The sequence below is a fragment of the Corynebacterium sp. HMSC074E01 genome (genome assembly GCF_001808885.1).
Taxonomy (GTDB): domain Bacteria; phylum Actinomycetota; class Actinomycetes; order Mycobacteriales; family Mycobacteriaceae; genus Corynebacterium.
Map to the genome: position 1 here is coordinate 57,969 of NZ_KV794825.1, position 26,246 is coordinate 84,214.

At 61.8% G+C, this 26,246-nt stretch carries 25 protein-coding genes; 6 read left to right on the top strand and 19 right to left on the bottom strand.

What is annotated here, in order from left to right; all coding sequences use genetic code 11:
• Positions 1-61: 61 nt before the first annotated feature.
• Positions 62-1,219, bottom strand: a complete 1,158-nt coding sequence (gene wecB / locus HMPREF2537_RS03160; protein ID WP_070525495.1) for a non-hydrolyzing UDP-N-acetylglucosamine 2-epimerase — start codon at positions 1,217-1,219, stop codon at positions 62-64.
• Positions 1,220-1,315: 96 nt separating this feature from the next.
• Positions 1,316-1,453: a hypothetical protein gene (locus HMPREF2537_RS12755; protein WP_168160907.1), complete on the bottom strand. Its 138-nt coding sequence runs from the start codon at positions 1,451-1,453 to the stop codon at positions 1,316-1,318.
• 218 nt (positions 1,454-1,671) lie between these two features.
• Here HMPREF2537_RS12755 and HMPREF2537_RS03165 point away from each other — a divergent pair, with 218 nt between their 5' ends.
• Complete coding sequence (locus HMPREF2537_RS03165; protein ID WP_070525497.1) at positions 1,672-1,947, top strand: hypothetical protein; 276 nt, start codon at positions 1,672-1,674, stop codon at positions 1,945-1,947.
• Positions 1,948-1,998: 51 nt separating this feature from the next.
• Here HMPREF2537_RS03165 and dnaG read toward each other — a convergent pair whose 3' ends face one another.
• Complete coding sequence (gene dnaG, locus HMPREF2537_RS03170; RefSeq protein WP_070525499.1) at positions 1,999-3,927, bottom strand: DNA primase; 1,929 nt, start codon at positions 3,925-3,927, stop codon at positions 1,999-2,001.
• A gap of 156 nt (positions 3,928-4,083) precedes the next feature.
• Between dnaG and HMPREF2537_RS03175 the strand changes: the two genes are divergently transcribed.
• Positions 4,084-4,590 carry a guanyl-specific ribonuclease gene (locus tag HMPREF2537_RS03175; protein WP_070525500.1) on the top strand — a complete coding sequence of 169 codons (507 nt, stop codon included), beginning with the start codon at positions 4,084-4,086 and terminating at the stop codon, positions 4,588-4,590.
• Between the two features lie 3 nt (positions 4,591-4,593).
• Positions 4,594-4,827, top strand: a complete 234-nt coding sequence (locus tag HMPREF2537_RS03180) for a barstar family protein (RefSeq protein ID WP_070525502.1) — start codon at positions 4,594-4,596, stop codon at positions 4,825-4,827.
• Positions 4,828-4,903: 76 nt separating this feature from the next.
• Here the strand turns inward: HMPREF2537_RS03180 and HMPREF2537_RS03185 are convergent, their stop codons facing one another.
• From HMPREF2537_RS03185 to HMPREF2537_RS03205, 5 genes are all read right to left on the bottom strand, one after another.
• Positions 4,904-8,221: an immunoglobulin-like domain-containing protein gene (locus HMPREF2537_RS03185; protein ID WP_070525504.1), complete on the bottom strand. Its 3,318-nt coding sequence runs from the start codon at positions 8,219-8,221 to the stop codon at positions 4,904-4,906.
• Positions 8,222-8,501: 280 nt separating this feature from the next.
• Complete coding sequence (locus HMPREF2537_RS03190) at positions 8,502-9,038, bottom strand: hypothetical protein (RefSeq protein ID WP_070525506.1); 537 nt, start codon at positions 9,036-9,038, stop codon at positions 8,502-8,504.
• A gap of 607 nt (positions 9,039-9,645) precedes the next feature.
• Positions 9,646-10,674, bottom strand: coding sequence for an RING-type zinc-finger-domain-containing protein (locus tag HMPREF2537_RS03195; RefSeq protein WP_070525508.1), 1,029 nt, complete (start codon positions 10,672-10,674; stop codon positions 9,646-9,648).
• Positions 10,675-10,794: 120 nt separating this feature from the next.
• Entirely contained in the window at positions 10,795-12,069 is a 1,275-nt protein-coding gene (locus HMPREF2537_RS03200; protein WP_070525510.1) for a deoxyguanosinetriphosphate triphosphohydrolase, read from the bottom strand.
• An 11-nt stretch (positions 12,070-12,080) separates the two neighbouring features.
• Positions 12,081-12,665, bottom strand: coding sequence for a YdcF family protein (locus HMPREF2537_RS03205; protein ID WP_070525512.1), 585 nt, complete (start codon positions 12,663-12,665; stop codon positions 12,081-12,083).
• A 44-nt stretch (positions 12,666-12,709) separates the two neighbouring features.
• Here HMPREF2537_RS03205 and HMPREF2537_RS03210 point away from each other — a divergent pair, with 44 nt between their 5' ends.
• Positions 12,710-14,713, top strand: coding sequence for a TPM domain-containing protein (locus HMPREF2537_RS03210; protein ID WP_070525513.1), 2,004 nt, complete (start codon positions 12,710-12,712; stop codon positions 14,711-14,713).
• 680 nt (positions 14,714-15,393) lie between these two features.
• On the opposite strand, the gene HMPREF2537_RS03215 is transcribed toward HMPREF2537_RS03210, so the two are convergent.
• The 3 genes from HMPREF2537_RS03215 to HMPREF2537_RS03225 are packed head-to-tail and all read right to left on the bottom strand — an operon-like array spanning position 15,394 to position 17,716.
• A complete protein-coding gene (locus HMPREF2537_RS03215; RefSeq protein ID WP_070525515.1) occupies positions 15,394-15,819 on the bottom strand; it encodes a hypothetical protein in 426 nt (141 codons plus the stop codon).
• Positions 15,819-16,337, bottom strand: coding sequence for a hypothetical protein (locus HMPREF2537_RS03220; RefSeq protein WP_010190755.1), 519 nt, complete (start codon positions 16,335-16,337; stop codon positions 15,819-15,821). Before HMPREF2537_RS03220 ends, HMPREF2537_RS03215 begins: the two co-directional genes overlap by 1 nt.
• Positions 16,337-17,716, bottom strand: coding sequence for a glycine--tRNA ligase (locus HMPREF2537_RS03225; protein ID WP_070525517.1), 1,380 nt, complete (start codon positions 17,714-17,716; stop codon positions 16,337-16,339). Before HMPREF2537_RS03225 ends, HMPREF2537_RS03220 begins: the two co-directional genes overlap by 1 nt.
• Positions 17,717-17,906: 190 nt before the next feature.
• On the opposite strand from HMPREF2537_RS03225, the gene HMPREF2537_RS03230 reads away from it, so the two are divergent.
• Both HMPREF2537_RS03230 and HMPREF2537_RS03235 read left to right on the top strand, forming a co-directional pair.
• The gene (locus tag HMPREF2537_RS03230; protein WP_070525519.1) at positions 17,907-18,206 is read left to right on the top strand and encodes an ArsR/SmtB family transcription factor; all 300 of its coding nucleotides are present in this window, start codon (positions 17,907-17,909) and stop codon (positions 18,204-18,206) included.
• Positions 18,207-18,233: 27 nt separating this feature from the next.
• Entirely contained in the window at positions 18,234-18,653 is a 420-nt protein-coding gene (locus HMPREF2537_RS03235) for a Fur family transcriptional regulator (RefSeq protein WP_070525522.1), read from the top strand.
• Between the two features lie 39 nt (positions 18,654-18,692).
• Here HMPREF2537_RS03235 and HMPREF2537_RS03240 read toward each other — a convergent pair whose 3' ends face one another.
• From HMPREF2537_RS03240 to dnaJ, 8 genes are all read right to left on the bottom strand, one after another.
• Positions 18,693-19,445, bottom strand: coding sequence for an isoprenyl transferase (locus tag HMPREF2537_RS03240; protein WP_070525524.1), 753 nt, complete (start codon positions 19,443-19,445; stop codon positions 18,693-18,695).
• Between the two features lie 10 nt (positions 19,446-19,455).
• Entirely contained in the window at positions 19,456-20,172 is a 717-nt protein-coding gene (gene recO / locus HMPREF2537_RS03245) for a DNA repair protein RecO (protein ID WP_070525526.1), read from the bottom strand.
• 18 nt (positions 20,173-20,190) lie between these two features.
• Positions 20,191-21,186, bottom strand: a complete 996-nt coding sequence (era, locus tag HMPREF2537_RS03250) for a GTPase Era (RefSeq protein ID WP_070525529.1) — start codon at positions 21,184-21,186, stop codon at positions 20,191-20,193.
• Between the two features lie 713 nt (positions 21,187-21,899).
• The gene (gene pdxY / locus HMPREF2537_RS03255; protein ID WP_070525531.1) at positions 21,900-22,748 is read right to left on the bottom strand and encodes a pyridoxal kinase PdxY; all 849 of its coding nucleotides are present in this window, start codon (positions 22,746-22,748) and stop codon (positions 21,900-21,902) included.
• A gap of 50 nt (positions 22,749-22,798) precedes the next feature.
• Positions 22,799-23,374, bottom strand: coding sequence for an rRNA maturation RNase YbeY (ybeY, locus tag HMPREF2537_RS03260; protein WP_070525533.1), 576 nt, complete (start codon positions 23,372-23,374; stop codon positions 22,799-22,801).
• The gene (locus tag HMPREF2537_RS03265; protein ID WP_070525535.1) at positions 23,371-24,336 is read right to left on the bottom strand and encodes a PhoH family protein; all 966 of its coding nucleotides are present in this window, start codon (positions 24,334-24,336) and stop codon (positions 23,371-23,373) included. Before HMPREF2537_RS03265 ends, ybeY begins: the two co-directional genes overlap by 4 nt.
• 10 nt (positions 24,337-24,346) lie before the next feature.
• Entirely contained in the window at positions 24,347-25,087 is a 741-nt protein-coding gene (locus HMPREF2537_RS03270) for a 16S rRNA (uracil(1498)-N(3))-methyltransferase (RefSeq protein WP_070525537.1), read from the bottom strand.
• Positions 25,087-26,229 carry a molecular chaperone DnaJ gene (gene dnaJ / locus HMPREF2537_RS03275; protein ID WP_070525539.1) on the bottom strand — a complete coding sequence of 381 codons (1,143 nt, stop codon included), beginning with the start codon at positions 26,227-26,229 and terminating at the stop codon, positions 25,087-25,089. Before dnaJ ends, HMPREF2537_RS03270 begins: the two co-directional genes overlap by 1 nt.
• Positions 26,230-26,246 lie beyond the last annotated feature (17 nt).

Consider the following 26,246-nt stretch of genomic DNA (forward strand, 5'->3'; position numbering starts at 1 on the left):
TAAGCGCGGTGAAAAGTGCTGAGCACCTCGCCGTGCTTATTCGTTGGTTCCTGAGCCTTTGTTAGGCCTCGATTTCGGGAGCGAAATCGGGCAGGCGATCCCCTACTCCAAGGAGCTCAGCGATAGCTGCCACAGCGCGCTCAGCGGCCTTGCCGTCACCATAGGGATTGACGGCGTTGGCCATGGCCTCGTAGGCGGCATCATCATCAAGGAGCAGCTTAGCCTCCGCCACGATGAGGCTACGGTTGGTGCCCACAAGCTTCACAGTGCCGGCCACAACGGCTTCGGGGCGTTCGGTGTTTTGGCGCATGACCAAGACCGGCTTGCCCAGAGCCGGGGCTTCTTCCTGAACTCCGCCCGAGTCGGTGAGGATAATGGTTGCACGATCCAGAAGCTTGGTGAACTGGTCATAAGGCAGCGGATCTGTGATGATGACGTTAGGCAAGGACTCAACCTCCGGAAGCACGGCCTCACGGACCTTGGGGTTGAGGTGCAGTGGCAGAACAAAGTTAATGTCCGGATAGCTCTCTGCCAAATCCTTGACGGCCCCGCCGATTTCCTTCATGGCTTCCAGGTTTTCGCGGCGGTGGGTGGTGACCACCACGAGGCGCTTAGCTGACTGAGCCGCCTCCTGCACTGCGGGGTCTTCAAATTCGGTATCCCAGCTTGCAGCCTCAAGTAGCGCATCGATGACGGTATTGCCGGTAACCGCAATGTCCTTGGAACGGACATTTTCGCGGCGCAGGTTCTCCATCGAGCCCGCCGTCGGCGCTAGGTGCAGTTCCGTGACCTGGCCGATGAGCTTGCGGTTGGCTTCTTCCGGGAACGGCGAGTGGATGTCGCCGGTGCGCAGGCCCGCCTCAAGGTGGACGATTTTCACCCCGCGATGGAAACCCGCTAGTGCTGCGGCCATAGCCGTGGAAGTATCACCTTGGGAGATGATGACGTCAGGCTGTTCCGCATCGATGATCGCATCCAGCCCCATAAGCGCGCGGGAGACAATCTCATTGAGTCTTTGACCGGGCTTCATGAGGTGAAGGTCCAGCTTGGGCTCGATTCCAAACATAGTGTTGACCTGCTCCAGCATTTCCTTGTGCTGGCCGGTGGAGACAGCTACGGATTCAAAACGCTCGTCCTTCTCCAATGCCTTGACGACCGGTGCCACTTTGATTGCCTCAGGGCGAGTCCCGTACACCGTCATGATCTTTGGCTTAGTCATAGACTTCCTTCGTATACTTCCGAGCGAGAAACCGTATAAGAGTCTACAGCTCTCATGTCCCACGTACATGGGCCGGTAGTTAAGGGACGGTGAACGCTAATCCTCACTCACGGTGACTTCGCGCGGCTCTTCGAGCCCGGCGGTACGGGGCTCTGCTGCCGCCACGCTGGCGGTGAGCAGCGCCGACATCGCTACGGCTGCCGATGCCGCATACGTATGCTTAGAAGTCTTCACAGGTATTAAGTTAACTGAAGCGAATGCATTATGGGAAGAGTTCACGTCATATCTATTCCCTATCTCTACTCCCCGTTACTGGTGGCTCCGCTGCGCCACCGCCGCCTGCCCAAGACTGCTAAGGCAGGTAGGCTGTTCATGAGAATTGCACGTTTCCCGTACGTTGTACGCAAACGCTGGCTGTCGAGCCGGCTGAAGAAGGGGATGACTAGTTTCCGATGATCCAATTTGTTGTGGGTGCTGCCGCCGGATACGTCTTTGGAACCAAGGCTGGGCGCAAGCGCTATCACCAAATTAAGGGCGCCTATGAGAAGGCCGTCAACTCCCCCGCTACTAAGGCCGCAGTGCGTTCCGCGCGCAAGGCTGTGGCCAATCGGTTGGACCCAGAACCGCGTATGCGCGAACTCAAGGATTACAACAAGGGCAAGCGCCGCGGCAAGGGCGCGGCAGATGGAGTCCAAGAAGATCGGATTTACGAGCCGGACGAGGATTAACGCGCACGCTAGAACGCGTGCGCGGGGGTGCGGATTAGTGCCTAGTGCTAGCTAGCGCACGCCTCGGAAAGCGCGATCATTGAGCTCGCGGCGGGCCTGCTCGAGGGCGACGAGGTCGGCGAAGAGTGAGTTGTAGGACTCTTCATCGTCGGAGGGGCGCATGCGGCCTAGTTGGGCCTTGAGTTGGGCTACTTGGTCACCCACGCGCGCCTCTTGGAGGCGGGAGAGCACGGAATCGGCGTAGGCCTCAAGGTCGGTATCGGGGTTGCCGGTCTCCCCTAGCTTGATCGGTTCCACGGCCAACTCAGAAACGAAGTTGCGGGCCATGAGATCCGGCATCTCACCGGCCACGGCGGCTAGCCATTCCACACCGGGTTGTTCGGCACCGGCGGTGACACCGCCGAGGGTGGAGATGGCGCGGCGGATGGTGCGGTAAGCCTCGTTGGAATAGGCGTCCTCCGTAATGCCATCAAAGTAGCTACCGGCAATCTGCGGGTACTGCAGCGCCAGCTTGATGGCTTCGCGCTGCGGCCACAGGTGTGGCTCGCGGGGGCCGGGGATATGCATGACGGGGGCGTTGGTTTGCGCGGGTGCAGAGGAGGTTTCCTCCAGGGAGGCAAAGCGCGGGCGCTGTTCCTTCTTCGGCTTGCGGGCCTCACGGCGTACCTGCTGGAGTACTTCTTCCGGGTCGGGCCAGCCCACCCAGCCGGCCAGGCGGCGGGCGTATTCGCGCTGCAGAGGTTCATCGCGGATTTGGGCCACCACGGGCACGGCACGGCGCAGGGCTTGGAGGCGGCCTTCGGCCGAGTCGATGCTGAAGTCTGAGATGACCGAGCGGATGACGAACTCAAACATGGGGATGCGGTCCGCCACCAAGTCACGCACGGCGGCATCACCGCGCTCAAGGCGCAGATCGCAGGGATCCATGCCATCCGGGGCCACGGAGACGAAGGACTGGCCGGTGAACTTTTGCTCGCCTTCGAAGGCACGCATGGCGGCCTTTTGGCCGGCCTCGTCACCGTCGAAGGTATAGATGAGCTCGCCGTGGAAGTAGGAATCATCCAACATGAGGCGGCGCAGGACTTGCAGGTGGTCCGCACCAAAGGCGGTGCCACAGGAGGCCACGGCCGTCTTCACGCCCGCAGCGTACATGGCCATAACGTCCGTATAGCCCTCCACCACCACGGCCTGGTGCTGCTCCGCGATGTTGCGCTTGGCCAAATCCAGGCCGAAGAGCACCTTGGACTTGTGATAGAGCATGGTTTCGGGCGTGTTCATGTACTTGCCCAGCTTGTCATCGTCGAAAAGCTTGCGCGCGCCGAAGCCGATGACGTTGCCGGATAAGTCCTTGATGGGCCACAGCAGGCGCCGGTGGAAGCGGTCGATGGGACCGCGTTTGCCCATCTTGGAAATGCCGGCGGCTTCCAGCTCCTCAAAGGAGAAGCCCATGCGCAGCAAGTGCTTGGTGGCGGTATCCCAGCCCTCCGGGGCATAGCCGCATTCAAACTCGTAAATGATTTCCTTGGAGAAGCCGCGGTCTAAGAGGAACTCGCGTCCGGCGGCGGCCTGCGGGGTTTCCAGCTGTTGGCGGTAGAACTCGTGCGCGGCCTTGTTGGCGGCGATGAGACGGCGGCGGGTGCCGGGCTTTTCATCGCGCGCACCGGTGGAACCACCTTGGTAATTGATGTGGTAGCCAATCTTCTGGGCTACGGCCTCAACGGCCTCCGGGAAGGAGACCTGCTCCATCTCCATGAGGAAGCTGAAAACATCCCCGCCCTTGCCGGTGGAGAAGCAGTGATAATAGCCGCGCTGCGGGCGCACGTGGAAGGACGGAGTCTTCTCATCCTTGAAGGGGCTCAAGCCCTTCAGCGAGTCATAGCCAGCGGGTTTGAGCTGAACGTACTCGCCCACGATTTCATCAATAGGCGCGCGTTCACGGATAGCTTGGATGTCGCTGTCCGGAATTCTGCCTCGTGCCATGCGTACAGACTACCCCGCCTATGGGACACACAGGTACCCACGGCTGGGTGGGGCCAGGCTGCCTAGTCCCACATCCGCAAACACCTTGCGGTGGGGATTGGAAAAAGGACTGGTCTGGATTTCTGTTTCAGGCCTTATAGCTGCAATGATGGGGCCATGTCCCAATCCTCCCCCTCCAAAAAATCGCTGCCGGCCCTCATCGGTGGTGCTGTTCTGGTCCTCGTCGCGGGCTACTTCGGCATTGACCTTGGTAGCTCTAGCGATGGTGCGGACCAGAAGGCAGCGCCATCTTCTGCTGCTGGTGCGTCCGGTGACAGCAATGGGGATGAGGGGGTAGGCGCAAAGCAGGGCGAGTCAGGCCTACCCACCTGCGCTATGGATTCCCTGCCGCAGGAGGCCCACGAGACCGCCGAGGACATCCTGGCCGGCGGGCCCTATGACTATCCGGATAATGACAACGTACGTTTCGGAAACTATGAGGGCGTGCTACCGCAGCAGGCGAAGAACTACTACCGCGAATACACCGTGGAAACGCCGGGGATTGGGCACCGCGGGGCCAAGCGCATTGTTACCGGTGGCGGCAGTGAGACCGACCCGGATGTCTGGTACTACACCGATGACCACTACGAAAGCTTCTGCAGTATCCCGGACGCGGAGGACTAAGGCATGCAACGCATTCTCATTACTGAACCCATCCGCACACGCGAGGACTTCTACGGCGCGCTCGGGCGCCTGCGCGGCTGCACCTCCGGCGCCCCGCGCAACCTTGATGCACTGGCGGATTTCCTCCGAGAGCAACACATCGTGGCAATTATCGCCGCGGACTTCGACATGGTGGAAGAAGACCTGGCCCCCATCAGCATGGTGCTGGAGGACCAGGGTGTCGCGCTCGTGCGCTAGTGAGGTTGTGGGCCGGCGGGTGCTGGCCCGGCGCGTGGTGCCCCGGCGGGTGGTGGCCCAGCCGGGGTCTTAGGCCTTAGAGGCCAAGGGCGCGCTTGATGGTGTCGCGAATCTCAGGTGCGAGGTAGTTCAGCAGGCCGGCAATGACGGCGGTGGCGCCTGCGGCACCAAAGAGGGCGCCGAGGATGGCGGGGAGGACACTGCCTGTCCCCCGGCTCGAGCTGCTGTTCGAGCCGCTATTGCTCGAGCCGCTGCTGGAACTGTTGTCGCTGCTGCTGTCGCTGTCGCTCGAGCCGTTGTCGGTGTTGTCGCCTTGGCTGCCGGCGGTGACTTCCACGACGCGGGAGGCCAGGGCCTGGTTGCCGGCGGAGTCGGTGACGGTGTAGGTGACGGAGTACACGCCCGGCTTGGAGGTGTCGATGTTGCCCACCACCTTCACCTTGTCGGTGAGGTCACCGTCCTTATCGTCCTTGGCGCTGACACCGTCGAGGAGGTTGGCCTTTTCGCCCTTGGTGATGGTGAGTTTGTCGCTGGGGACGGTGAGCTCAGGTGCCTTGTTATCCTGCTCCTGCTGCACCTGCGCGGTGAAGACGCCGAACTGGCGCACGATGCCGGGCTTGGTGTCCTCCTTGGAGGAGGCGTCGGCGGAGGTGGCGTACCAGCCATAGGCCTGGCCGGCCTTGACGTCCTTGTAGGTCACGCTAGCGGGCCAGCCGGACTTGGCGGTGTCTTTGCCAATCTCCTTGCCGGTATCGGTCAGGGCGAGCATGGAGTTCGTGGCAAAGCTGGTCTTGCGGGTCTGGAACTGAATCGGCACACGGAACTCGTCCTCGTGGCCGTTGTAGCGCTGGCGGTCGTCGTACTCGGTGGCATTGTGGTCGTCGAGAAGCGGCGAATAGGTATCCACGATCATCTCAGAATTCTTCAGATCGAATTGCAGGAGGCGCAGGTAGCTGGAGCCAAAGCGCAGGCCGGTGTCGCCGTCATAATCGCCGAGCTCCGTCAGGCCCAGCTCATCGGAGCCGACCTCGTAGAACTGGTAATCCGCGAGAAGCTCCACCACGTGGTTGTTGGTGTGGCCAACGTCCTTGCGGGTGACAATGGATACGCCGTGCTCATGGCCGGCCAGCACCAAGGCCACGTTGGGGTTCTTCTGGATGACGTTCTCATAGACCATCACGCCATCGTGGGAGAAGTCCGAGCCGCGGCCATCTGGGCTCGCGGAAGGCTTGAGGTAGGCGTGCGTCAGCAGGATGGCGTTGCGGTCGGAGTACTGCTTGAGCACCTTATCCGCCCAGGCCGCTTCCTCCTCAGTGACGTCATAACCCAGGTGCAGGGCGATGAAGTCCATGCCATTGGTGGAGAACAGGTCATAGTGGTTGTCATTATCGCCCTCAGCATAGGGGTGGTAGGAGGCGTCCTGCTCAGCCCACTTACCCTTGCCCTGCTGAGCCTCGTAGCGCTCCGGGCCGAAGTACTCGTTGTAGAGGTTGTCGGCGCCGACGTCCGCGCCGCTTTGGTTGTCGTGGTTGCCGGGCAGCACGCCGTTGACCACGCCGGCGTCCTCCAGAATCTTCTGGGCGTTGGAGGCTACCTCGAATTCCTTCTTGGCATTGGGGCGGTCATTGTCCTTGCCAATCCAGTTCTCGATGATGTCGCCGGTATGTGCGGAGTAGGCGATCTTGCGCTCGTCGGCGTTATCGGCAATCCACTGGGTGGCCGCGGTATAGCTTTCTTCCCACTTCTTGCGCTCCTCGGCGGTGGCCTTTTCTACCGCGCCTTCGGAGAGGTACTGGGTATCGGTGTGGTGGGCGATGGAAAAGTCATAGTCACTGGTGTCGGCGAACTGCTCGTTGATGGGCTCGTTGAGGTCATCGGCAAAGACGTCATAGCCCACCAGCATGGTGTGGATGCTTCCGCCGTCGACGAAGTCCTGGTTGACTTCCGCGCTGAGGCTTACTTGGGCGTCGGCCGCGCCGCGGGTTTCCGCTAGCTTCTCCCAGCTATTGGTCTTGGTATTCCAGGCCAAAAGGCGCACCGAGCGCTTGGGGTCCACGGTGCCGGACCAGGCGATGTCGTGTGCTTTCTTCTCCGCATCCTTGACCTTGAGGTCAAAGCGCTGGAAAGGCATGTCCTCCGTGGAGCTGGTTTCCTGGGCGTCCTCGTTGTCCGGGTTGAGAGCCTTGTCGAAGTCCTCGCCGTCCTCGTATTCAAAGTCCAGGCTCTCCGGAATATCAGTGAAGGTGCCTTGGAAGCCCTTCTCCGCTACCGCCACATCGGCTTCGGTGAAGGTGGTCTCCACTTCCCCACCGCTCGGGTTGTCGGCGCGGGCAGAGATGGTCACGCCCTCGCCGCTCGGCTCGGAGTCGGTTCCGGCGGCACCCGGGAGGTTGCCGGAGGTGAAATCGATGGCCTGGGAGATGGGATTGCCAAAGACATCGCGGCCCTCGGCCTGGATGGAGTGGTTTCCTTCCTTGAGGCCGGCGCCGATCTCCTGCCCCAGCTCGATTTCCTCGCCGTCCAGGGTGTAGGTGAGCTCGCGGGAGATGAGGGCGGCGTCGTTGAACTGGACGTCGAAAGTCACCGGGCCCGTCAGGTGCTGGCCGGCGCCCGGGGTGGAGCCGGTGATCTCGGCCTTTTTATCGGTGCTCAGGTTGGAGTCCTCGTAGAGGGCGGAAATCTCCTCTTCGCCGAGGGGATCGGAGAAGATGCGGGCTTCGCTCACGACGGCGTCGGAGTAGAACTGGGCAACGTTATCCCGGCCGGAGTCCGCGCCAATCATCACGGCGGTGGAGTTGGACTTGGGCTTGGTCACCTCACCGTTGATCTCGGTGTTCTCAGCCACCTTGGCGCCGTTGACATAGAGCTCGCTCTTGGTGCCGTCATAGACGCCGACCGCGTGGTACCACTGGCCCGGCTCCACCTGCTGCTGGGCCTTCTTGTAGCCATCGCTGCCGTTGACGGTGAAGGTCAGCTGGTCGCCGTAGATGACCATGGCCCAGCCGCCGGCTTCCTTGTTGGCGCAGAGGCTCTTTTCGTTGCCGTCGAAGTCCCCGTCATAGCGGAAGACGCACTCGACGGTGAAGCCGTCCTTGATCTGGTCAAACTTGTCCCCGATGTCGAAGCCGACGGCATCCTTGCGGCCGTCGAAGTGGGCCACGGGGCGCTCAAGCACGCTGTCTTGCTCCACGGTGGGCTCGCCGATCTTCAGCGGCTTGGTATCGGAGGCGGAGTTGCTGATGACCCCGTTCTCAAAGGAGAGATCCAGGATGTCTGCCTGGGGCAGGTCCTGGGCGGAGGCGATAGCTGGTGCGACGAGGCTGGAGCCTACGAGGCTGATAGAGGCAATGAGCGCGGCTTTATGCAGCTTTTTCTGAGACTTCTTTTGAGACACAAAAATTCCTTGACAGTTAACGCAAATGAAGAGACTTCCGCTGCGGGCAGGCATCAAGGGGCCTGGCGGCAGGCGGACCTGCCTGAGGTTAGGTGGCCGGTTTTAAGAAGAGTTGTCAGCTACGTAACCCTCAAGTGAACGGTGTTCAACTACTGGGTGACAGGTGCCTCTTAGTGAGCTGGGCCGTTGGGCGGGACACTACCCATCCACCAGCCTAAATCTCTGACCTGCGGATCCCTCTGCACCACAGAAATTTGGAGCTTGCACCACAGTAAGGTGGCTACTCCATAAATTCAATGGAGCCCTGCTTCTTGAAATTGACGGGGCGAGAGTATTCGTTACCGAGCTCATCAGTCCACGACACTTCCGCTTTGTAGTCGGAACCCCATACTGCGGCATAGAAGAACTTGATGGAATCTCCAGGATTCATCGATTCCGCAGTACCCTCATCATCTCTCACTACCGGGCTGTCATTCTTCACAGTCACATTGTGCACTGTCCTACGGGACTTATTAGTTACGCGATAGAGATCCCCACCGTCCCAGGAGACTTCCCAAATGAATCTATTAGAATCGTCCTTCTGGAGCTGGGCAATAAGCTTCATGGAGTCAGCATTTTCGCGTGTCGCTTGCACAAGCTTGTCTTGCTGTTCAGCGATCTTCTCTTGTGCCTCGGTCAAACGCTTAGTTACAGCATCGCGCTCGCTCTGCGCCTTTTCCACAAGCTTCGACTGCTTATGCTCACCCCACCACTTAATAAAACCAAACAACCAACCGACTGCTGCGAGAGCAATAGTAACGTATAATTCCAGAGTCATACGCTGAGTCTATTGCAAATGTCCAACTGAGGAACTACACCCATAGGCGCATCAGGGCCCGATGCGAAGACCACGAGGAATTCAAAACCTAGAGAGTCACAATCACTCCCCCACCGCCGCGTATCCCGTCACCTGCCACGTCGCCAACGGCGCATCATAGTCCACAGCGGACACGGCATAGTTGATAATCCAATGCAGATAGTTCCGCCGCAGCTCCCGTGCCGCAACTCCCATTTCTCACCAGCAAGCCCAACTGGGTCGTATGGGAATGTCAATAGGATCTCGGGGCTATGCACCACATGTTTCTTGAGCGCCTTGCGATCTTCCATCGCCGGACCGCTCATCGTTCATTGCCTACAGGAACAGATCCTTGATGATGCCGCTGCCAAAGAAGCCAGGTCCTTGTCCTCGACCTCGGCTGTCACCCGCGCTACGATTCTCTGGGCTTGACCAGATTCATACAGTCCCCGTCCAGTAGCCGAGCATGATCCACTCGTTGTGCAAAACGCGCCTAAAGTCAGTGATAAGTTCTTTGGCTCCTGGGTGGTGTTTCTCCATCACCTCAAGATCCACGTGAGGGAGGTAGGCCAGAATGGCTGTAGTCAAGCTACTGACCAGGCCCCGTTAGACGTAGAACTCCGGGATAGATCTCCTGAAGCTCCGCGAGCAATGCATTGACCCTTTTCTGCTTGGTCTGCGCCATGTACATAGCAGAGAACTTTTCAACAGGCTGGAGAGCTGGATCTTTTAATTGCGCGGTTAGTCCCTCCAACTCCGCCCGAACTTTTTCAAGGTCGCGGTAAAGAAATGCACCTCGCGTGTAGTCGTCCCAGGTATTGAGTAGTTCACGGATTGGCCCTTGAAACATTTCCCGATCCCGCATGAAGAAGTTCGGTTGAATGCCAAAGGTGAGTGGAGGGATTTGTTCAAGACTCGGATTTGCCCATTGGAACACGACACCAACAGGGCCGTCCTGAATCACGGCGGCAAAATACCCCAACGGTTGACCCTGCACGTATGCATTCCCGTCCAGTCCAACAGCGCTCGCTCTGGCGTACGTATTCATGAAATCAGCCTGTTCCCCGCCGCCTATTGTGCTGAGGATTCTAAAGGCTTCGTCTACTTCATAGTTACGGTAGAAAAGCAAGCTATGCGAAGGCAGTTGCCATTCGTTGAACAAATATGACCGAATTTCTTCTGGCACATGCGCCCCTGCGTCAACTATCCGGCACCCCACATTCTTGAGGTAGTAGCGCTCAAGGTCGCGTTGCGTGAAGTCGCTTCCATCAAAAATCTCTGACCATTGGTACTCCTCACGTTCACGGAAGTAGTCAAAGTGCTCATACTGAAATGCGATGAAGTGGTCATAAGCATCATCAAATGGCTTCGTCAGCTCGTTGTTGCACTTCTGACAAATAGTCTTGCCAAACTTGACAGTCTTGGACTTAGGTCCGCGTACCTGATAGACAACCCCGTCCACGGGCACATGAAGCGGCTCCCCATCAACCATCAGCTCACGGATTCGACTGGCTTTGAACGCATGCTCCTGCGAGTCGGCCGGACGCTCTTGGCAGATCCAACAAGTCTCGATGTCACGGCGGGGAAAGGGGTTCTTTTGGGAATACTTAGGGGTCATGCCTCGCATACTAGTAAGCAGTGCGGACACCCCCTACGCTGGCAGGGCGTGGTTGTCTGCTGGGTTTAGCGTTGCCTGACTGCTGTTTAGCTGCGGTCTAGCTCCTACCTAGCTAAGGACCTAGCTAAGGAAACCAAACAGGTCGGCGCTGCGCTGCGCCAGGCGCTCCAGGCGGGATTCCGTCATGGAGGCGATCTGGTCGATGATGGCGCGGTCGCGCTCCAGGTCGGTATCGGCTTGCTTCCACCACAGGGCAAAGGTGGCATCCAGCGAGCCCGGCGCACCGGCCACGAGGTAGTCGTAGACGCGGTAGATGCGCTCGCGCTGGCGGTCCTGGCGGGCCAGGTGGGCGGGCTCATCCATGACGTAAAGAACGGCGATGGTCTTGAGCAGCGTTACCTCCGCCACCGCGCCAGGAGGGACGGCGAGGTCGCCGTGCATGCGGCCAAGCGGGCCGGCGTTAGCCGCGAGCGTGGCGGAAACGGTAGCACCCACATAGCGGCCGACGAGCTCGGAGGTCATCTTCTTCAAGTTGGCATAAGAGCGCAGGGAGTAATCAAAGTTGCCGATGGCGTTGATGACATCCAGCTGGCGCAGGCGGTCGGCGGCCTCGAGAAGCTCGTCGGCAGTACCGCCGAAGGCCTTGGCGCCCTTGTCCGCGAGGTTGGCCAGCTCCACCAGGTCCCACAGCACGCTCAAAGAGATGCGGCGGGAGATGATGCCGTCTTCGACGTCGTGGACAGAATAGGCGATATCATCCGACCAGTCCATGACCTGCGCCTCCATGGACTTGCGCTGATCGGCGTGGCCCTGGCGCAGCCATTCCAAGACGTCGATGTCTTCGTCATAGGCGCCGTATTTGCGGTTGGTGGTGCCATCCGGGTTGGTCTTGGTCCAGGGGTACTTGCAGGCGGCATCGAGCGAGGCGCGGGTGAGGTTGAGGCCATAGCTGCGCGGGCCCGCCGGGGTATCCAAAACCACCTTGGGCTCCAGCTTGGTCAGGATGCGCAGGGTCTGGGCGTTGCCCTCGAAGCCGCCGAGGGCCACCTCGTTGAGGGCGTTCTCGCCGTTGTGGCCGTAGGGCGGGTGGCCGATGTCATGGGTGAGCCCCGCCATATCGCACAAGTCCGGGTCCAGGCCCAAGCCAGCGCCGATGCTGCGGGCAATCTGGCTGACTTCCAGAGAGTGCGTCAACCGGGTGCGCGGGGTATCACCATCGCGCGGGCCCACCACTTGGGTCTTATCCGCCAGGCGGCGCAGGGCCGCAGAGTGCAGGACGCGGGCGCGGTCCCGGGAGAAGGCGCCGCGGTGTTCCTCGGATTTGAGCAGGGCCGAGCCTTTGGGGGACTCGGAAGCCAGGCGGGCGAGGTCTTCTGCGCGATAGGAATAGCTCACGGGTTTTAAGTCTAGGCGGAGTCCTGGTCTTCCTGGGTCTGCCTCGCGCCAATGACGCGGTGGCGCAGGGCCTGGTTGGGGCGGATAATGCGCTCGATGCGGTAGAAGGCCGCGCGCACGCCTTCGGTGCGATTCTCCCCTAGCAGGGTGCGCAGGCCCAGGTAGGCCAGGCCGCCGGTCTCGTGGGCCAGGTAGCGCCACCACGGGATGGAGAAACGCGGGGAAGGATAATAGGGCGTGCCCAGCACCGTGGCTGCAATCCCCTCTTGGCGGGCGATGAGGAAGGTGCGCAGGCGGTGGAGCGGGTCGGTGATGATGACGGCCTCACTCACGCCGAGCTTCTCGCGCGCGGCGGCCAGCTCGCTGCGGGTGTCGAGGCCTTCTTCGAGGGCGGTGACGTTGAGGGGTTCGTCGTCAAGCAAGGCCCGTGCCACCCCGGCTTCGGTGAACCTATCGCCGGGCAGCTTCCCACCGACGGTGATGATGGGCAGGTCGTGCGCTGCGGCGTACTCGGCGGCGAAGCGCACGCGGCCGCGAAGGATGCGGGAGGGGCGCCCGTCGTACTGTGCGGCGCCGAGGACAATAACGTACTTCACTGCCTGACCACTCTAGCGCTGAGTGGGAAGGTATCGTGGTGCGCATGACTACTGCTGCTCGTTTTGGTCGCGCCGCCCTCGCTGCTCTCGTGTTGGGGTTGGCCACTGCTAGCCCTGCCCTGGCTGCGGACTTTGTTGTTGCCGCACCGGAGGCGGCCTCGCTCACGGATAAGGTGACGGATGAGGCGGGGGTGCTCTCGGACTCGGAGAAGGCCGAGTTGGAGGACAAGATTGCCGCGCTGCAGCAGGAGAACCACGTGGTGATTTTCGTGGTCTTTGCGTCCTCGCTGCCGGAGGGCGCGGAAAGCTATGCGGACAGCATTGTGAAGTCTAAGGGCCCTAATTCTGCGGCCTATGTGGTGGGTGTGGATGATTCCACCGTGGGCGTGCAGACGGGTAAAGACTGGCCGCGTGGGCGCCTAGATGTGATGTATGAGGCGGCCTACGCCAAGCTTGCCGACGGCCGCCAGTTCGGCGCTTCTGCACTCGCGCTTGTCGACGCTGCCGCTTCCGGTTCTTCTTCTAGTTCATCCAGCTCTTCTGATTCCGACGGTTCTGGTGGTTTGTGGCTGGCTGGCGGCGCGGGTGCCCTAGTTTTGGCCGGCGGTGGCGCCGCGGTGGCGAGCCGCCGCAAGACCAAGAAGGATGCTGCGGCCACCTTGGAGTCCGCGCGCCAGATTGAGCCGGGGAATACCGCGCAGCTCGACCGCCTGGACATGGACACTTTGGAGAAGCTGGCGCAGGAGGAGCTGGTCTCCACGGATGAGTCGATCCGTCGAGGCAAGGAGGAGCTCGACATCGCGGTGGCCGAGTTCGGTCCCGAGCGCACCCGCCCGTTTACGCGCGCGATGAACCACTCCACGCTCACCCTGCAGAAGGCGTTCCAGCTGCAGCAGAAGCTGCAGGACAACCTGCCGGAATCGACGGCTGAGCGCCGCCAGATGCTGGTGGAGATCATCTCCTCCTGCGGGCAGGCCGATGATGCGCTGGATGAGCAGGCGGCGGACTTTGCCAAGATGCGTGACTTGCTCATCAACGCCAGCTCCAAGCTGGATGAGCTAACCCAGCGCACCGTCGATCTGCGCGGGCGCCTGCCGCAGGCGCGCACGACGTTGTCCACTCTCCGGGGCTCCTATTCCGAGGAGGTGTTGTCCTCGATTGCCGATAACCCGGAGATGGCGGAGGTCTCGCTTACCGAGGCAGAGAAGCTGCTGTCGCGCGGCCGCGATTTGCAGTCCCAACCGGCCGGGCAGCAGGGCCCCTTGGTGGGTTATATCCGCGATGCCGAGCACACGCTGGAGGTCTCCGACCGCCTGCTCAACGCAGTGGAGAATGCGGAGAATTCGATCACGGCGGCACGCGATAACCTGCCGGCACTCATCGATGAGGTCGAGGAGGAAATCGCGGAAGCACAGCACCTCGAGCAGCGCGGCAAGGCCCAGGGCTCCCCGGCTGATTGGTCCGCGCTGGAGTCACTGCTTGGCCAGGCGCGGGAGGCGCTCAGTGCGGCTCGTCAGCACGGAAAAGCAGACCCGCTGGGCCAGTACACCGCACTGACGGCTCTGGATAGCAAGCTGGATGAGCAGCTCGATACCGTGCGTGAGACCAACGCCACCCGCGAGCGCCAAATCGCGCTCTATCGCCAGCAGATTGCTGCGGCTGAGTCCGCCATCCAGGCAGCGGAGGACTTGCTGTCCTCGCGTGGTCGCGTGGTGGGCCCCGATGCGCGCGTCGCGCTTGCCGATGCCACCCGCCTTTTCGCCCAAGCCCAGAACTCCGCCTCGAAGGACTTGCGCGCGGCCCTCAACTACTCCCGCGATGCAGCTTCTGCCGCGCAGACCTCGCTTAACCGCGCGAAGGAAGACCTGGAGGCTTACCGCCGCCAGGAGCAGCGCCGCCAGGCCACCGATGCCGCGGGCAACATTTTGACCGGCATGGTTATCGGCCAGATTCTCGGCGGCGGCAGCTCCCGCGGCCACGGTGGCGGCTTCGGCGGAGGTTTCTCGGGCGGCGGCGGTGGAGGCGGCTTCCGCGGCGGCTCCTTCTAGCCGCCCTCTCCCCTGCTCCGATTCCTCGCCTTCTCCCCTTTTCCGCCGGCGTCTCCCCCAGCCGCCTTCCTACTTCTCCCCTTCCCCTCACCTAGGCCTCGAAGCCCGCGGCCCACACCCGGCATCTCATAACCGGGGCGGTCCCGCATGGCATCTCACGAAAGGCAAGCGCCGCATTTCGCAAAAGGCACCTTGCAAAAGGCATCTTCCAGAAGGCGTTTTCACAGCTAAAAACGCCTTTTGCGCCCTCAACATGGCGTTTTCAGCCCCAAAGACACCATTTGTCAGATGCCTTCTGCCGGATGCCATTTGTGAGATACCGTCTGCCACATTTCCTGTGCACACATCGGGCGACTGGACCCCGGCTCGGTAGCCGGCCAATCAGCTCCTCGGATACGGGGTGGTGCAAACACACGGTAGGCGTGAACCAGTCATGCACATGGTTCTCGGCAAAAGGCTTCTCTCAAAAGGCTGCAGTCAAACGGTTTACTTGGGGGCAAGTAAACCTTCTGCACCGAGCTAGATGGTTCGTTTGGGGGCAAACAAACCTTATGACTGCAACCATCTAACTAGAACCCTCTACCGGCATACCAAGCCGAGCAAGGATGCTAGAAGAGCTCCCCTTTCAATGAAATCACCCAAGTTTCCACGCCAGTTCTGGCTATATCGCGGAAGGTGGGTTAGGTGCGAAGGGGGCGGGTGGGGCCGTCGAGAAGCAGGCAACAGTAGCTGGTGAAGACGGCGTCCGTGAGGGGAAGCTCGCCCACTGCGACCTCGAGGTCGCGGCCCCGCGGGGCGGTGCGGGCAACCTCGGCCGACGTGGCATCTGAGAGAGCGAGGATGCGGCGCTGCCGGCGGAAGGGGTTCGTGCGCTCGAGCAGGTACTCGCGGCCCTGGCAGAGCGCGCGCAGCTTCTTCACCGTGAAGCTGGTCTGCTCCGCCGAAAATTCGGGCCCACGCACGGTAAAGCTGCGCGCGCCCGGGATGTGTTCGAAGGCGATGGTGGTGCCCGTAGCAGAAAGCTGCAGGCCTGTCGGGTTCACGCGGGCGATGACCTCGCCCGCGCCATCCGCCAACGCCCCGTCGCGCCACACCCAGCGTTGCATCAGAGAAGCACCGCGATTATGGCGACGATGGTCATGAGCAGCAGCGTCGCGATAATCGGGACCGCGGTCTTCTGTGTCCGCGCCTCCAAAATGACGCGGGTAAACCAGCTCAGCGCAGCAATTTCCGAATGACTGAGATCATCGGAATCATCGCTGTCCTCGCCCTCAAATTCGAGAATGGCCTTACGCACACCAGAGTTCTTCGAGGAAAACTGGGCGATTTTCAGCCCCTCGTGGTCCTCAACAATCCAGTCGCCACCCGCCTCGTTGATGAAGGCAAAGGTGCGCCCGTCCAGCGAGGCCTCCAAGCGCTTATCGCGCTTGGGGTTGCCCGCCAGGCGGTAGACACGGTCATCTTCCAAGGTCACCGACGCGCCAAGGTCATCGAGGCCCAAGCGCCAGTGCTCGCCTTCCACATCCGCCGAGCGTTCCTGGAACATGCCCAACGACGCCGGCCCCTCCCCCACGAGGAGGACCGGATTCTGGCGGTCACTGCGGTCCCAGCTGGTGTAGTGCATTAGCAGCCGATCAGTCGGGCGGCCAGGTAAGCCTCAAGCTCATCGAGCTTGACGCGCTCCTGCTCCATGGAGTCACGCTCACGCACGGTGACCGCGTTGTCCTCGAGGGTGTCGAAGTCATAGGTCACGCAGAAGGGAGTACCAATCTCATCCTGACGGCGGTAGCGGCGGCCGATGGCACCAGACACATCGAACTCCACGTTCCAGTTGGCGCGCAGCTTGTTCGCCAGCTCGCGGGCCGGGGTGGACAGCTCTTCCTTCTTGGACAGCGGCAGCACGGCCACCTTGACCGGAGCCAAACGGCGGTCCAGGCGCAGCACAACGCGCTTATCGGTGCCGCCCTTGGCGTTCGGGGCTTCCTCTTCGTCGTAGGCGTCGATAAGGAAGGCCATCATGGCACGGCCCAGGCCAGCAGCCGGCTCGATGACGTACGGGGTCCAGCGCTCGCCGGCCTCCTGGTCAAAGTAGGACAGATCCTCGCCCGAGCCCTTGCTGTGAACGGAAAGGTCGTAGTCCGTACGGTTGGCCACGCCTTCCAGCTCGCCCCACTTGGAGCCCTTGAAGTTGTAGGCGTACTCCACGTCCACGGTGCGCTTGGAGTAGTGGGACAGCTTCTCCTGCGGGTGCTCGTAGAGGCGCAGGTTCTCCTTCTTGATACCGAGGTCGATGTACCAATTGAAGCGGTCATCGATCCAGTACTGGTGCCACTCTTCATCCTCGCCCGGCTTGACAAAGAACTCCATCTCCATCTGCTCAAACTCGCGGGTGCGGAAGATGAAGTTACCCGGGGTGATCTCGTTGCGGAAGGACTTACCAATGTTCGCAATGCCGAACGGCGGCTTCATACGCGCCGAGGTCATCACGTTCTTGAAGTTCACGAAGATGCCCTGCGCGGTCTCCGGGCGCAAGTAGTGCAGACCCTGCTCATCATCGACCGGGCCCAGGAAGGTCTTGAGCAGACCAGAGAAGGCCTTCGGCTCGGTCCAGTCACCCGGCTGGCCGGTCTCCGGATCGTTGATGTCAGCCAGGCCATTTGCCGGTTCGTGGCCGTGCTTTTCCTCGTAGGCCTCAATCAGGTGGTCGGCGCGGTAGCGCTTACCGGTGTGCTTGGACTCCACCAGCGGGTCAGTGAAGACCTCAACGTGGCCGGAGGATACCCACACCTGGCGCGGCTGGATCACAGAAGTATCGACACCCACGACGTCATCGCGGGACTGCACCATGTGGCGCCACCACTGGCGCTTGATGTTTTCCTTCAGCTCGACGCCAAGCGGGCCATAGTCCCACGCAGAGCGGGAACCGCCATAAATTTCACCTGCCTGGTAGACCAAGCCGCGGCGCTTACACAGGCTGACGACGGTATCAATGACGGATGCCATAGCTAATGGGACTCCTCTGGTAGGGGACAGTCTTTATACAGTGCGGCCTAGTCTAGCGTGCCCCTCACCGCCGCGTGCCGTGACCCCGGAAGTGTGGTGCATTTTATACACATTTCCGCATTCTTCAGCTATAGTACCGATAGCTCTCTTTTTAACTCTCCACCGATAGAAATGACTGAAGGTGAACGGCGTGACCAACACCCAGACTGACACTCTCTCCTTTAATCTCGCGGCGGCGGCCACCGTCATCAGCGCTTTGGATTCACCGTTGCGCATCGACATCATTCAGCGCCTGGCCGAGCGCGATCACTACGTCCACGAACTCGTGTCCGCGACCGGCAAGTCGCAGCCACTTATTAGCCAACACCTGCGGGTTTTGAAGCGCGCGAACATCGTCGACAGCGAGCGCACCGGCCGCGAAGTCCGCTACTCCCTAGTGGCGCCGAAGGTGCTGCCTTTGCTTCGCGACGCCTCACTGGCCACCTCTTAATGGAAGTGTGTTGATAAACTAAGCCACATGGCCATCCACGACAGTATTCCCAAACTCGGCGCTCGCAATACACGCCAGCGCACCGCCGTCGTTGAGGTCCTGCGCAGCCTCGATAAGTTCGTCTCTGCCAAGGACATTCACCAGGCGCTTCTCGACGGTAACCAGAAAGTCGGCCTCACCACCGTCTACCGCACGCTCCAATCACTTTCGGAGATTGAAGCTGTCGACGCGCTCCACATGCCCTCCGGCGAAACCCTCTACCGTCACTGCGAAAGCGATGCGCACCACCACCACTTGGTGTGCACCAAGTGCGGCCGCACCGAGGAGATCGACGGCGGCCCCATCGAGGAGTGGGCCTCCTCCGTATCCAAGGAGCATGACTTCGAGCTCACCGGCCACGATGCCGAAATCTTCGGCATCTGCGCCGAGTGTCGCGCCCAAAACTAAGGCCCGAAACATTAGTTTCGGGCGTTACGCGGATGCGGGCTACTTGACGCCGCCGAAGCGGCGGTCACGCCGCGCGTACTCTTCTACCGCAGCGAACAGGTCTTCCGGTGTGAAATCCGGGAAGAGCTTGTCTTGGTAAATCATCTCTGCATAGGCCGACTGCCACAGCAGGAAATTCGAGGTGCGCTTCTCGCCGGAAGGGCGCAGGAACAAATCCACGTCCGGCATATCGGGGTCATACATCACCGAGCTCACCGTCTTCTCACTGATAGAGCGCGGGTCGAGCTCGCCACGGGAGACTTGCTCGGCGAGTTCCCGGATGCCGTCGACAAGCTCGGCGCGCCCACCGTAATTCACGCACATCACCAAGGTCATCTTGGTGTTGTCCTTGGTGAGCTCCTCGGCGGCCTCAAGCTCCTTGATCACAGAGCGCCACAGGCGCGGGCGACGGCCGGCCCACACCACGCGCACTCCCCTTTCGTTGAGCCAGTGGCGCTGGCGGCGCAGCACGTCGCGGTTAAAGCCCATGAGGAAGCGGACTTCCTCCGCGCTGCGGCGCCAATTCTCGGTGGAGAAGGCATAGGCGGAAAGGTAGGGAACACCGAGGGAAAGGCAGGCATCGACGACGTCGAGAAGCACTGCCTCTCCCCGACGGTGACCTTCGGTGCGCTTCATGCCACGCTCCTCTGCCCAACGGCCGTTGCCGTCCATGACCAGCGCGATGTGGCGCGGCAGGAACTCCTGCGGGATAGCGGGCGGATGAAGGACTCGGTTCGGGTCAGGCGTAATCACGGGTTACAGTCTACTGTTCCATGATCCCCAGCGCGCCAACGCTTCGCTCAAGATGCCATTGCAGGTGCGCGCGGGTGAGGCGGTGGGCCTCTTGGGCTTGGGCATTGGTCGGCTGGCTGGGGTGGTCGTGGGCAATAAGCCACATGTGGTGCAGGGTTTCCGGGTCTACCTCGGCGGCCCCTGGCGGGCGGCATTGGTGGCAGGCGGCTCCGCCCACGGCCGGGTGGAAGGCGTGATGGGGGCCGGGCCTTTGGCACTGGGCGCAATCGAAAAGGCTGGGTGCCCAGCCGGCGTGGGACATGGCTTTGAGGAGGAAGGCGTCGAGAAGCATGAGCGGATCGCCGTGCTGAAGCTTGTCGAGGACATCGACGCAGGCCTCATAAAGGTAGGGATCGCCGGGGGCATCGGCAGCGGCGAGGCGCTCGGCGGATTCGAGCGCAGCACACGCGGCGGTGTAGCGCTCGTAGTCCTCGATGATGCGCGCGCCGAAGTAATCCACGGTATCGGCCTGGGAAATGGTGTAGAGGTTGCGGCCTGGGTAGAGCTGCACGTCGAGGTTGACGAAGAGCTGCAGGCGCGAGCCGAAGCGCGATTTGGCGCGGCGAACGCCCTTGGCCACCCCGCGCACGAGGCCGTGGTGGCGGGTCAAGAGCACGATGATGCGATCCGCCTCGCCGAAATCATAGGAGCGGATGACGAGGGCGCGGTCGCGGAAATTCTCCCGCATGTAGAAGCTCCCCCGCTTCTAGAAGCCCAGGCGGCCCAGCGCCTTCGGGTCCGACTGCCAGTTCTTGAGCACCTTAATACGCAGATCGAGGTAGACGTTGTGGCCCAGCAGCTGGATGATTTCCTTGCGGGCGGTGCCCACGATGCGGCGGAAGCGGCGGCCGTCCTTACCCTCGATGATGCGCTTTTGGCCGGGGCGCTCCAGGTAGAGGATGGCGTGGACGTTGAGGACGTCGGGGCGCTCCTGGCTGGGCAGAATCTCGTCGACCTCGACTGCGACTGAGTGCGGAAGCTCGTACTTCAGGCCGGACAGCGCGGCTTCGCGGATCAGCTCGGCGATGCGCTTGGACTGGTCTTCGTCGGTGACATGGTCATCGGGGTAGAACTTGGGGCCTTCGGGCAGGTGGTCCACGATGACCTGGGTCAGCTCATCCAGCTGCACGCGCTCGGTGGCGGAAACTGGGATGACCACGGCATCGGGGTTCTCTTCGGCGAGCAGCTCATGCAGGGCGAGCAGCTGGGCGCCAACTTGGTCCTTGGAGGCCTTGTCCAGCTTGGTGACGATGCCGATGATGGGAGTCTTCGGGGCGACCTTGCGGACGTTCTCCAGGATCCAACGATCGCCGGGGCCGATTTTCTCATCCGCGGGGATGGTCAGGCCGATGACATCAACGTCCGCGTACGTGTCTTTGACAACTTCATTGAGGCGCTCGCCGAGCAAGGTGCGCGGGCGATGCAGGCCGGGTGTATCGACGAGGACGATTTGCGCATCCTCACGGTGGACCAGACCGCGGATGGGGTGGCGGGTGGTTTCCGGCTGGTCGGCGGTGATGGCGATCTTTTGCCCCACCAGCGCGTTGGTCAGGGTGGACTTGCCGGTATTGGGGCGGCCGACGAAGGACACGAAACCGGAGCGGAAACCCTCGGGCGTGTCGGTGTATTGCGAATAGTCGGCGGCGTTAGCTTCGCCCTCGGCTGGCAGGTCGGCGAAGGCGGCATCGAAATCAGTGCTCATATTGCCTCATATCATAACGCACGAGCTGCCGAGTCCCGTTCTTGTTGTATCGCTCTGCTCTGGCTCTCGACGTGCGGCCCTGAGAGCTTCCTGCCGAGGGGCCTTGTAGTTTGGTCCTTCTACTCTGGTCCCTTCTCTGTGCAAAGGGACCATCTGGTGGTGGTTTTCGCGTACTGAAAGGTCCCTTTAGTGTGCGAAGGGACCAGACTAGAGGGACCTTCTGTGCTCGCGCGGGGTTTATCTGGCCTGCATAGGGTTCGAGTCAGACGGTTCTGGTCATAAGGTTTCTTTGCCCCCAAACGAACCATCTAGCGACCTCCAGAAGGTTTGTTTGCCCCCAAGAGAACCTTCTGACCCGAACCATCTGAGTAGAACCTTGTGGATGGAAACGACATCGTTGAAGGTGGGCCGGGAAAGCAGCAGTGAGGTGAGAGTAAAAGCTGATGGCGCGAGGTTATCCGCCGCATGGTGACTGCGAAAAAGCTTGCGCCAAATGGCATCTTGCAAATGGTGTCTTCCGAACGGCGTCTTTGACCGCAAAAACGCCATCTGGACGCAGCAAAAGGCGTTTTTAGGAGTGAAAACGCCTTCTGACAGATGCCTTCTGCGAGATGCCGTTTGCCGGGCACCTTGGCGGGGCCAGGACATGACGCCGGGTCAAGGCATCCACGCCAGGCCGCGAACGCGCGCGCAGGGCAGTCACGGATTGACGGCTAGAGCTCCTCCACCCGGAACTGCAGCTGCGGGTTAGCAAAGACATCCTGCGACTCGATGAGCAGCAGCTCCTGGGAATCCGCCTCATAGGTGTTATGCAGCAAATCGTAGACCGAAGACGCAGTGCGCTTGAGCGCTTCCTTCGCATCGTGGGTTTCCACGTAGTGGCCAGTGAAAAGCGAGGCCGTGACATCGCCCGAGCCGTTGCGCTTGAACGGCAGCTTGGGGGTAGCGACTAGGAAAGCGCGCTCGCCATCGACGGCGAGCATCTCAATCTCGTCCTCGCTGGTCTCCGGGCGCTGCACCGAGGTGACCAACACGGTCTTCGGGCCGATCTCCTGCGCGCGCTTCACCGCAGCGAGGGTCTGCTCCAGGGTGCCCACCTCGCAATCAGTCAGGTAGCCCAGCTCAAACTGATTCGGGGTGATGATGTCCGCGACCGGAACGACCTTATCGCGCAGCAGCGGCGGAATCTCATCGGAGACGAAGCAGCCGGACTTGGCGTTACCCATGACCGGGTCGCAGGCGTAGAGGGCCTTCGGGTTCACAGCCTTGATGCGGTTCACCGCATCCACGATGGCACCGGCGATGTCCGGGCCGCCCTGGTAGCCAGACAAGATTGCGTCGATGCGCGGGAAGGCGCCGCGCTTCTCGATGCCATCCACAATCGCCGTGACCTCCTCCGCGGGAATCATCGGCCCGCCCCAATCGCCATAACCGGTGTGGTTGGAGAAGTTCACCGTGTGAATCGGCCACACCTCATGGCCGGCGCGCTGAAGTGGAAAGACTGCTGCGGAGTTGCCCACGTGGCCGAAGGTGACATGGGACTGAATGGAGAGGATGTTCATAATCCCCTATTGTGCTACGCCCCACGCAGCACCTCAACGATTGGGCCGCTTTAGATTCCGCCGCCGGGAACTTCCTCATCGAGCTTCGCGCGCTCGGCGGCATCCGGGAAGGCCTTCGGGCCCGAGGGCTTGGGCTGGTAGCTCACGCCGCGTGCTGCCAGGTCCTCGTACCAGTCCGCCAGCAGCTCATTCTGCAGGCCGAACATTTCCTTTTCCTCCGCCGCGGTGGTGTGGTCATAGCCCAGCAGGTGCAGGCATCCATGCACGGTCAGCAGGGCCAGCTCGTGGCCCAAGGAGTGGCCAGCGGCGGTGGCTTGGCGCTGCGCGAACTCCGGGCAGAGCACGATATCGCCCAGCATGGCCGGTCCGGCCTCGGCGGCGTCAGGGCGCCCGCCGGTAGCGCCCGGGGTGAGCTCATCCATGGGAAAGCTCATCACGTCGGTCGGACCTTCCAAGTCCATCCAGCGCACGTGCAGCTCCGCGATGGTATCCAGATCCACGGCGGTAATCGTGCACTCGGCATCCGGGTTAACGTCGAGGCGGCCGAGGGCGTAGGAGCAGACGTCGATCAGCATCTCCTCGTTGACGCCGTCATAACCGGACTCGTTAATAAATTCGATGCTCATTTCTTCTCCTCCTGCTCAGCAAAGTTATCGTAAGCCTCCACGATGCGCCCGACCAGCTGGTGGCGCACAACGTCGGCCGCGCCCAGCTCCGCGAAGTGGATATCCGGCACGCCCTTCAAAATGCGGCGCACCAGGCGCAGACCGGAGACCTGGCCGCCGGGCAAGTCCACCTGGGAAATATCGCCGGTTACCACGATGGTGGAGCCAAAGCCCAAGCGAGTCAGGAACATCTTCATCTGCGCCGGCGTGGTGTTTTGGGCCTCGTCGAGGATGACGAAGGCATCGTTGAGCGTGCGTCCGCGCATATAGGCCAAGGGGGCGACCTCAATGATGCCGGCCTCCATGAGCTTCGGAATCATCTCCGGATCGATCATGTCCCGCAAAGCGTCGTACAGCGGGCGAAGGTAAGGGTCGATCTTGTCGTTGAGGGTACCGGGCAGAAAGCCCAGCTTCTCCCCCGCCTCAACCGCCGGGCGGGTCAAGATAATGCGGCTGACCTGCTTGGCGCGCAGGGCCTGCACCGCCTTGGCCACCGCCAGGTAGGTCTTGCCGGTACCGGCGGGACCAATGCCGAAGACAATCGTGTTCTCATCGATAGCCTGCACATAGCGCGATTGCCCAAGAGTCTTCGGCCGCACAGCCTTGCCGCGGCGCGAAACGATATCCGCCGCGAGCGTCTCGGACACGGAAGCGGGAGCATCCACCGTGACCAGGTCCAGGGTGTGCTTCACGGTATCGGTGCTCACCGGATGCCCACGGCGGGCAATCGCCTCGAGCTCCTCTAAGACCTTGCGGGCACGCGCCACCTCATAATCGGGACCGGCAGCCGTGACTGTGGTCCCGCGAGCGAAGAGGTCCACGCCCACGAGGTTGCCCAAAACGCGCAGGTTATCGTCCGCCGGACCCAGCACCGTGGCGAGGTAGGCGGAATCGAGATCAAACTTGGTGGTGATAATAGGCACGCCTAAAAGGCTACCAGCGCGCGGTCAGGGTGCCGATGCTGGCCAAGGCCACCATGCTTGCCGACGCCGTCCGCAACACCTCCGGCCCCAACTTGATCGCCGTCGCACCGGCCTCCTGCAAGCGGGCTAGCTCCTCCGCGCCGATGCCGCCCTCTGGGCCCACCAGCAGGTAGATGGTCTCGGCCGAGTCGAGGTCAGCAAGGTCCTTGAGCCGAACCTCGGCTTCCTCGTGGAGGACCAAGGCGCGGGCGCCGGAAATCTCCTGGCACAGCTGGCGGGTGGTCAGCGGGCCGCGCACGGCCGGTACGCGCGCGCGGCGCGATTGCTTGGCGGCCGCCACGGCCGCAGATTCCCACTTGCCTAAGGCTTTCGGGGCCTTCTTGGCATCCCACTTGGACACGCAGCGATCCGCCTGCCACGCGATGATCTCATCCGCCCCGGCCTGAGTGGCCAGGTCGACGGCCAACTCGGCGCGCTCCGACTTTGGGATGGCCTGGACCACGACCACCCGTGGGGAGGGTTCGGGGAGGATTACGAGGTCGTCGACAAGCGCGGCCAGCGTGTCCTTGCCCTGCGTATCAGTGATGGTGGCGGTGACGCGGCGCCCGGAGCCATCAATCAGGACCAGGTGCTCCCCTGGTCCCATGCGCTTGACGGTGACCGCGTGGCGGCCCTCCGCGCCATCGAGGCCCACGGGCTGGCCGACCTCGGCGAGGGACAGGTCCGGGTGGAGGAAGACGGGCAGAGACATTAGCGGCGGAACTTATCGCGGAAGCGGCTGAAGAGGGATTCGCCGTGCTCGTCGTCGGCGCGGTGCACCTCGGTGCCGCCGTGGCCGGCATTGCGGACCTTTTCAAGGGCCTCGCGGGTCTTCTTATCCAGGTCCGTCGGGATCACCACGTCCACGTGGGCGTGCAGGTTGCCAAAGCCGTCAGTGCGCAGGCGCGGCATGCCCTTGCCCTGGAGGGTGATGGACTCGCCCGGCTGGGTGCCCGGCGCGATATCGATGGTGAGCTCCTCGCCGTCGAGCTGCTCGACGGTACAGGAAGAGCCCAGAGCCGCATCCACCATGGGCACGCGAACAGTTAGGTGCAGGTCATCGGCATTGCGCTCGAAGACGGGGTGCGGCTCGGTGTGCACCTCGACATAAAGATCACCAGCAGGACCGCCGCCGTGGCCGACCTCGCCCTGGGAAGCCATGCGGATGCGCATGCCATCACCAATGCCGGCGGGGATATTCACCGTAATATCGCGGCGCTTGCGCACGCGGCCATCGCCGCCACAGTGGCCACAAGGGTCGGTGACTACTTCACCGAAGCCGTAGCACTTCGGGCAATCGCGGGTGGTCATCATGTTGCCCAGCATGCTGCGCTGGACCTCCTGAACCTGGCCCATGCCGCCGCAGTGATCACAGGTCACCGGCTTGGCCTTGGACTCAGAACCGGAGCCCTCACAGCGGTCACAGACCACGGCAGTATCGACCTTGACCTGCTGCTTGACGCCGCTATAGGCCTCCTCAAGAGTAATGGTGGTGCGCAGGAGCGCATCATCGCCCGGCTGCACGCGGGAACGCGGGCCGCGGGAGGCCGCTCCCCCGCCGAAGAACTCGGCGAAGATATCCCCGAGGCCGCCGCCACCGAAACCACCAAAGCCGCCGCCCTGGGCCGCGCGCTCCTCCATGGGGTCACCACCCATGTCCACAACCCGGCGCTTCTGCGGATCCAGCAGAACCTCCTGTGCAAGGGAAGCCTCGCGGAACTTCTCCGCGGCCTCCTCATCGCCCGGGTTCACGTCCGGGTGGTACTTGCGCGCCAGCTTGCGGTAGGCCTTCTTAATCTCGGCGTCGGACGCCGACTTTTCTACACCAAGAATGCCGTAGTAGTCACGAGCCACGTACTGTCATCCTTCTA

Bases quoted from the DNA above. Each gene is read 5' to 3' on its own strand.
- dnaG (WP_070525499.1), bottom strand. From the start codon at position 3,927: ATGGCACGAGGCAGAATTCCGGACAGCGACATCCAAGCTATCCGTGAA.
- HMPREF2537_RS03180 (WP_070525502.1), top strand. From the start codon at position 4,594: ATGCAACGCATTCTCATTACTGAACCCATCCGCACACGCGAGGACTTC.
- HMPREF2537_RS03175 (WP_070525500.1), top strand. From the start codon at position 4,084: ATGTCCCAATCCTCCCCCTCCAAAAAATCGCTGCCGGCCCTCATCGGT.
- recO (WP_070525526.1), bottom strand. From the start codon at position 20,172: ATGCGGGAGAATTTCCGCGACCGCGCCCTCGTCATCCGCTCCTATGAT.
- HMPREF2537_RS03220 (WP_010190755.1), bottom strand. From the start codon at position 16,337: ATGCACTACACCAGCTGGGACCGCAGTGACCGCCAGAATCCGGTCCTC.
- HMPREF2537_RS03210 (WP_070525513.1), top strand. From the start codon at position 12,710: ATGACTACTGCTGCTCGTTTTGGTCGCGCCGCCCTCGCTGCTCTCGTG.
- ybeY (WP_070525533.1), bottom strand. From the start codon at position 23,374: ATGAGCATCGAATTTATTAACGAGTCCGGTTATGACGGCGTCAACGAG.
- HMPREF2537_RS03235 (WP_070525522.1), top strand. From the start codon at position 18,234: ATGGCCATCCACGACAGTATTCCCAAACTCGGCGCTCGCAATACACGC.
- HMPREF2537_RS03270 (WP_070525537.1), bottom strand. From the start codon at position 25,087: ATGTCTCTGCCCGTCTTCCTCCACCCGGACCTGTCCCTCGCCGAGGTC.
- HMPREF2537_RS03215 (WP_070525515.1), bottom strand. From the start codon at position 15,819: ATGCAACGCTGGGTGTGGCGCGACGGGGCGTTGGCGGATGGCGCGGGC.
- HMPREF2537_RS03195 (WP_070525508.1), bottom strand. From the start codon at position 10,674: ATGACCCCTAAGTATTCCCAAAAGAACCCCTTTCCCCGCCGTGACATC.
- era (WP_070525529.1), bottom strand. From the start codon at position 21,186: ATGAGCACTGATTTCGATGCCGCCTTCGCCGACCTGCCAGCCGAGGGC.
- wecB (WP_070525495.1), bottom strand. From the start codon at position 1,219: ATGACTAAGCCAAAGATCATGACGGTGTACGGGACTCGCCCTGAGGCA.
- pdxY (WP_070525531.1), bottom strand. From the start codon at position 22,748: ATGAACATCCTCTCCATTCAGTCCCATGTCACCTTCGGCCACGTGGGC.
- HMPREF2537_RS03225 (WP_070525517.1), bottom strand. From the start codon at position 17,716: ATGGCATCCGTCATTGATACCGTCGTCAGCCTGTGTAAGCGCCGCGGC.
- HMPREF2537_RS03165 (WP_070525497.1), top strand. From the start codon at position 1,672: ATGATCCAATTTGTTGTGGGTGCTGCCGCCGGATACGTCTTTGGAACC.
- HMPREF2537_RS03190 (WP_070525506.1), bottom strand. From the start codon at position 9,038: ATGACTCTGGAATTATACGTTACTATTGCTCTCGCAGCAGTCGGTTGG.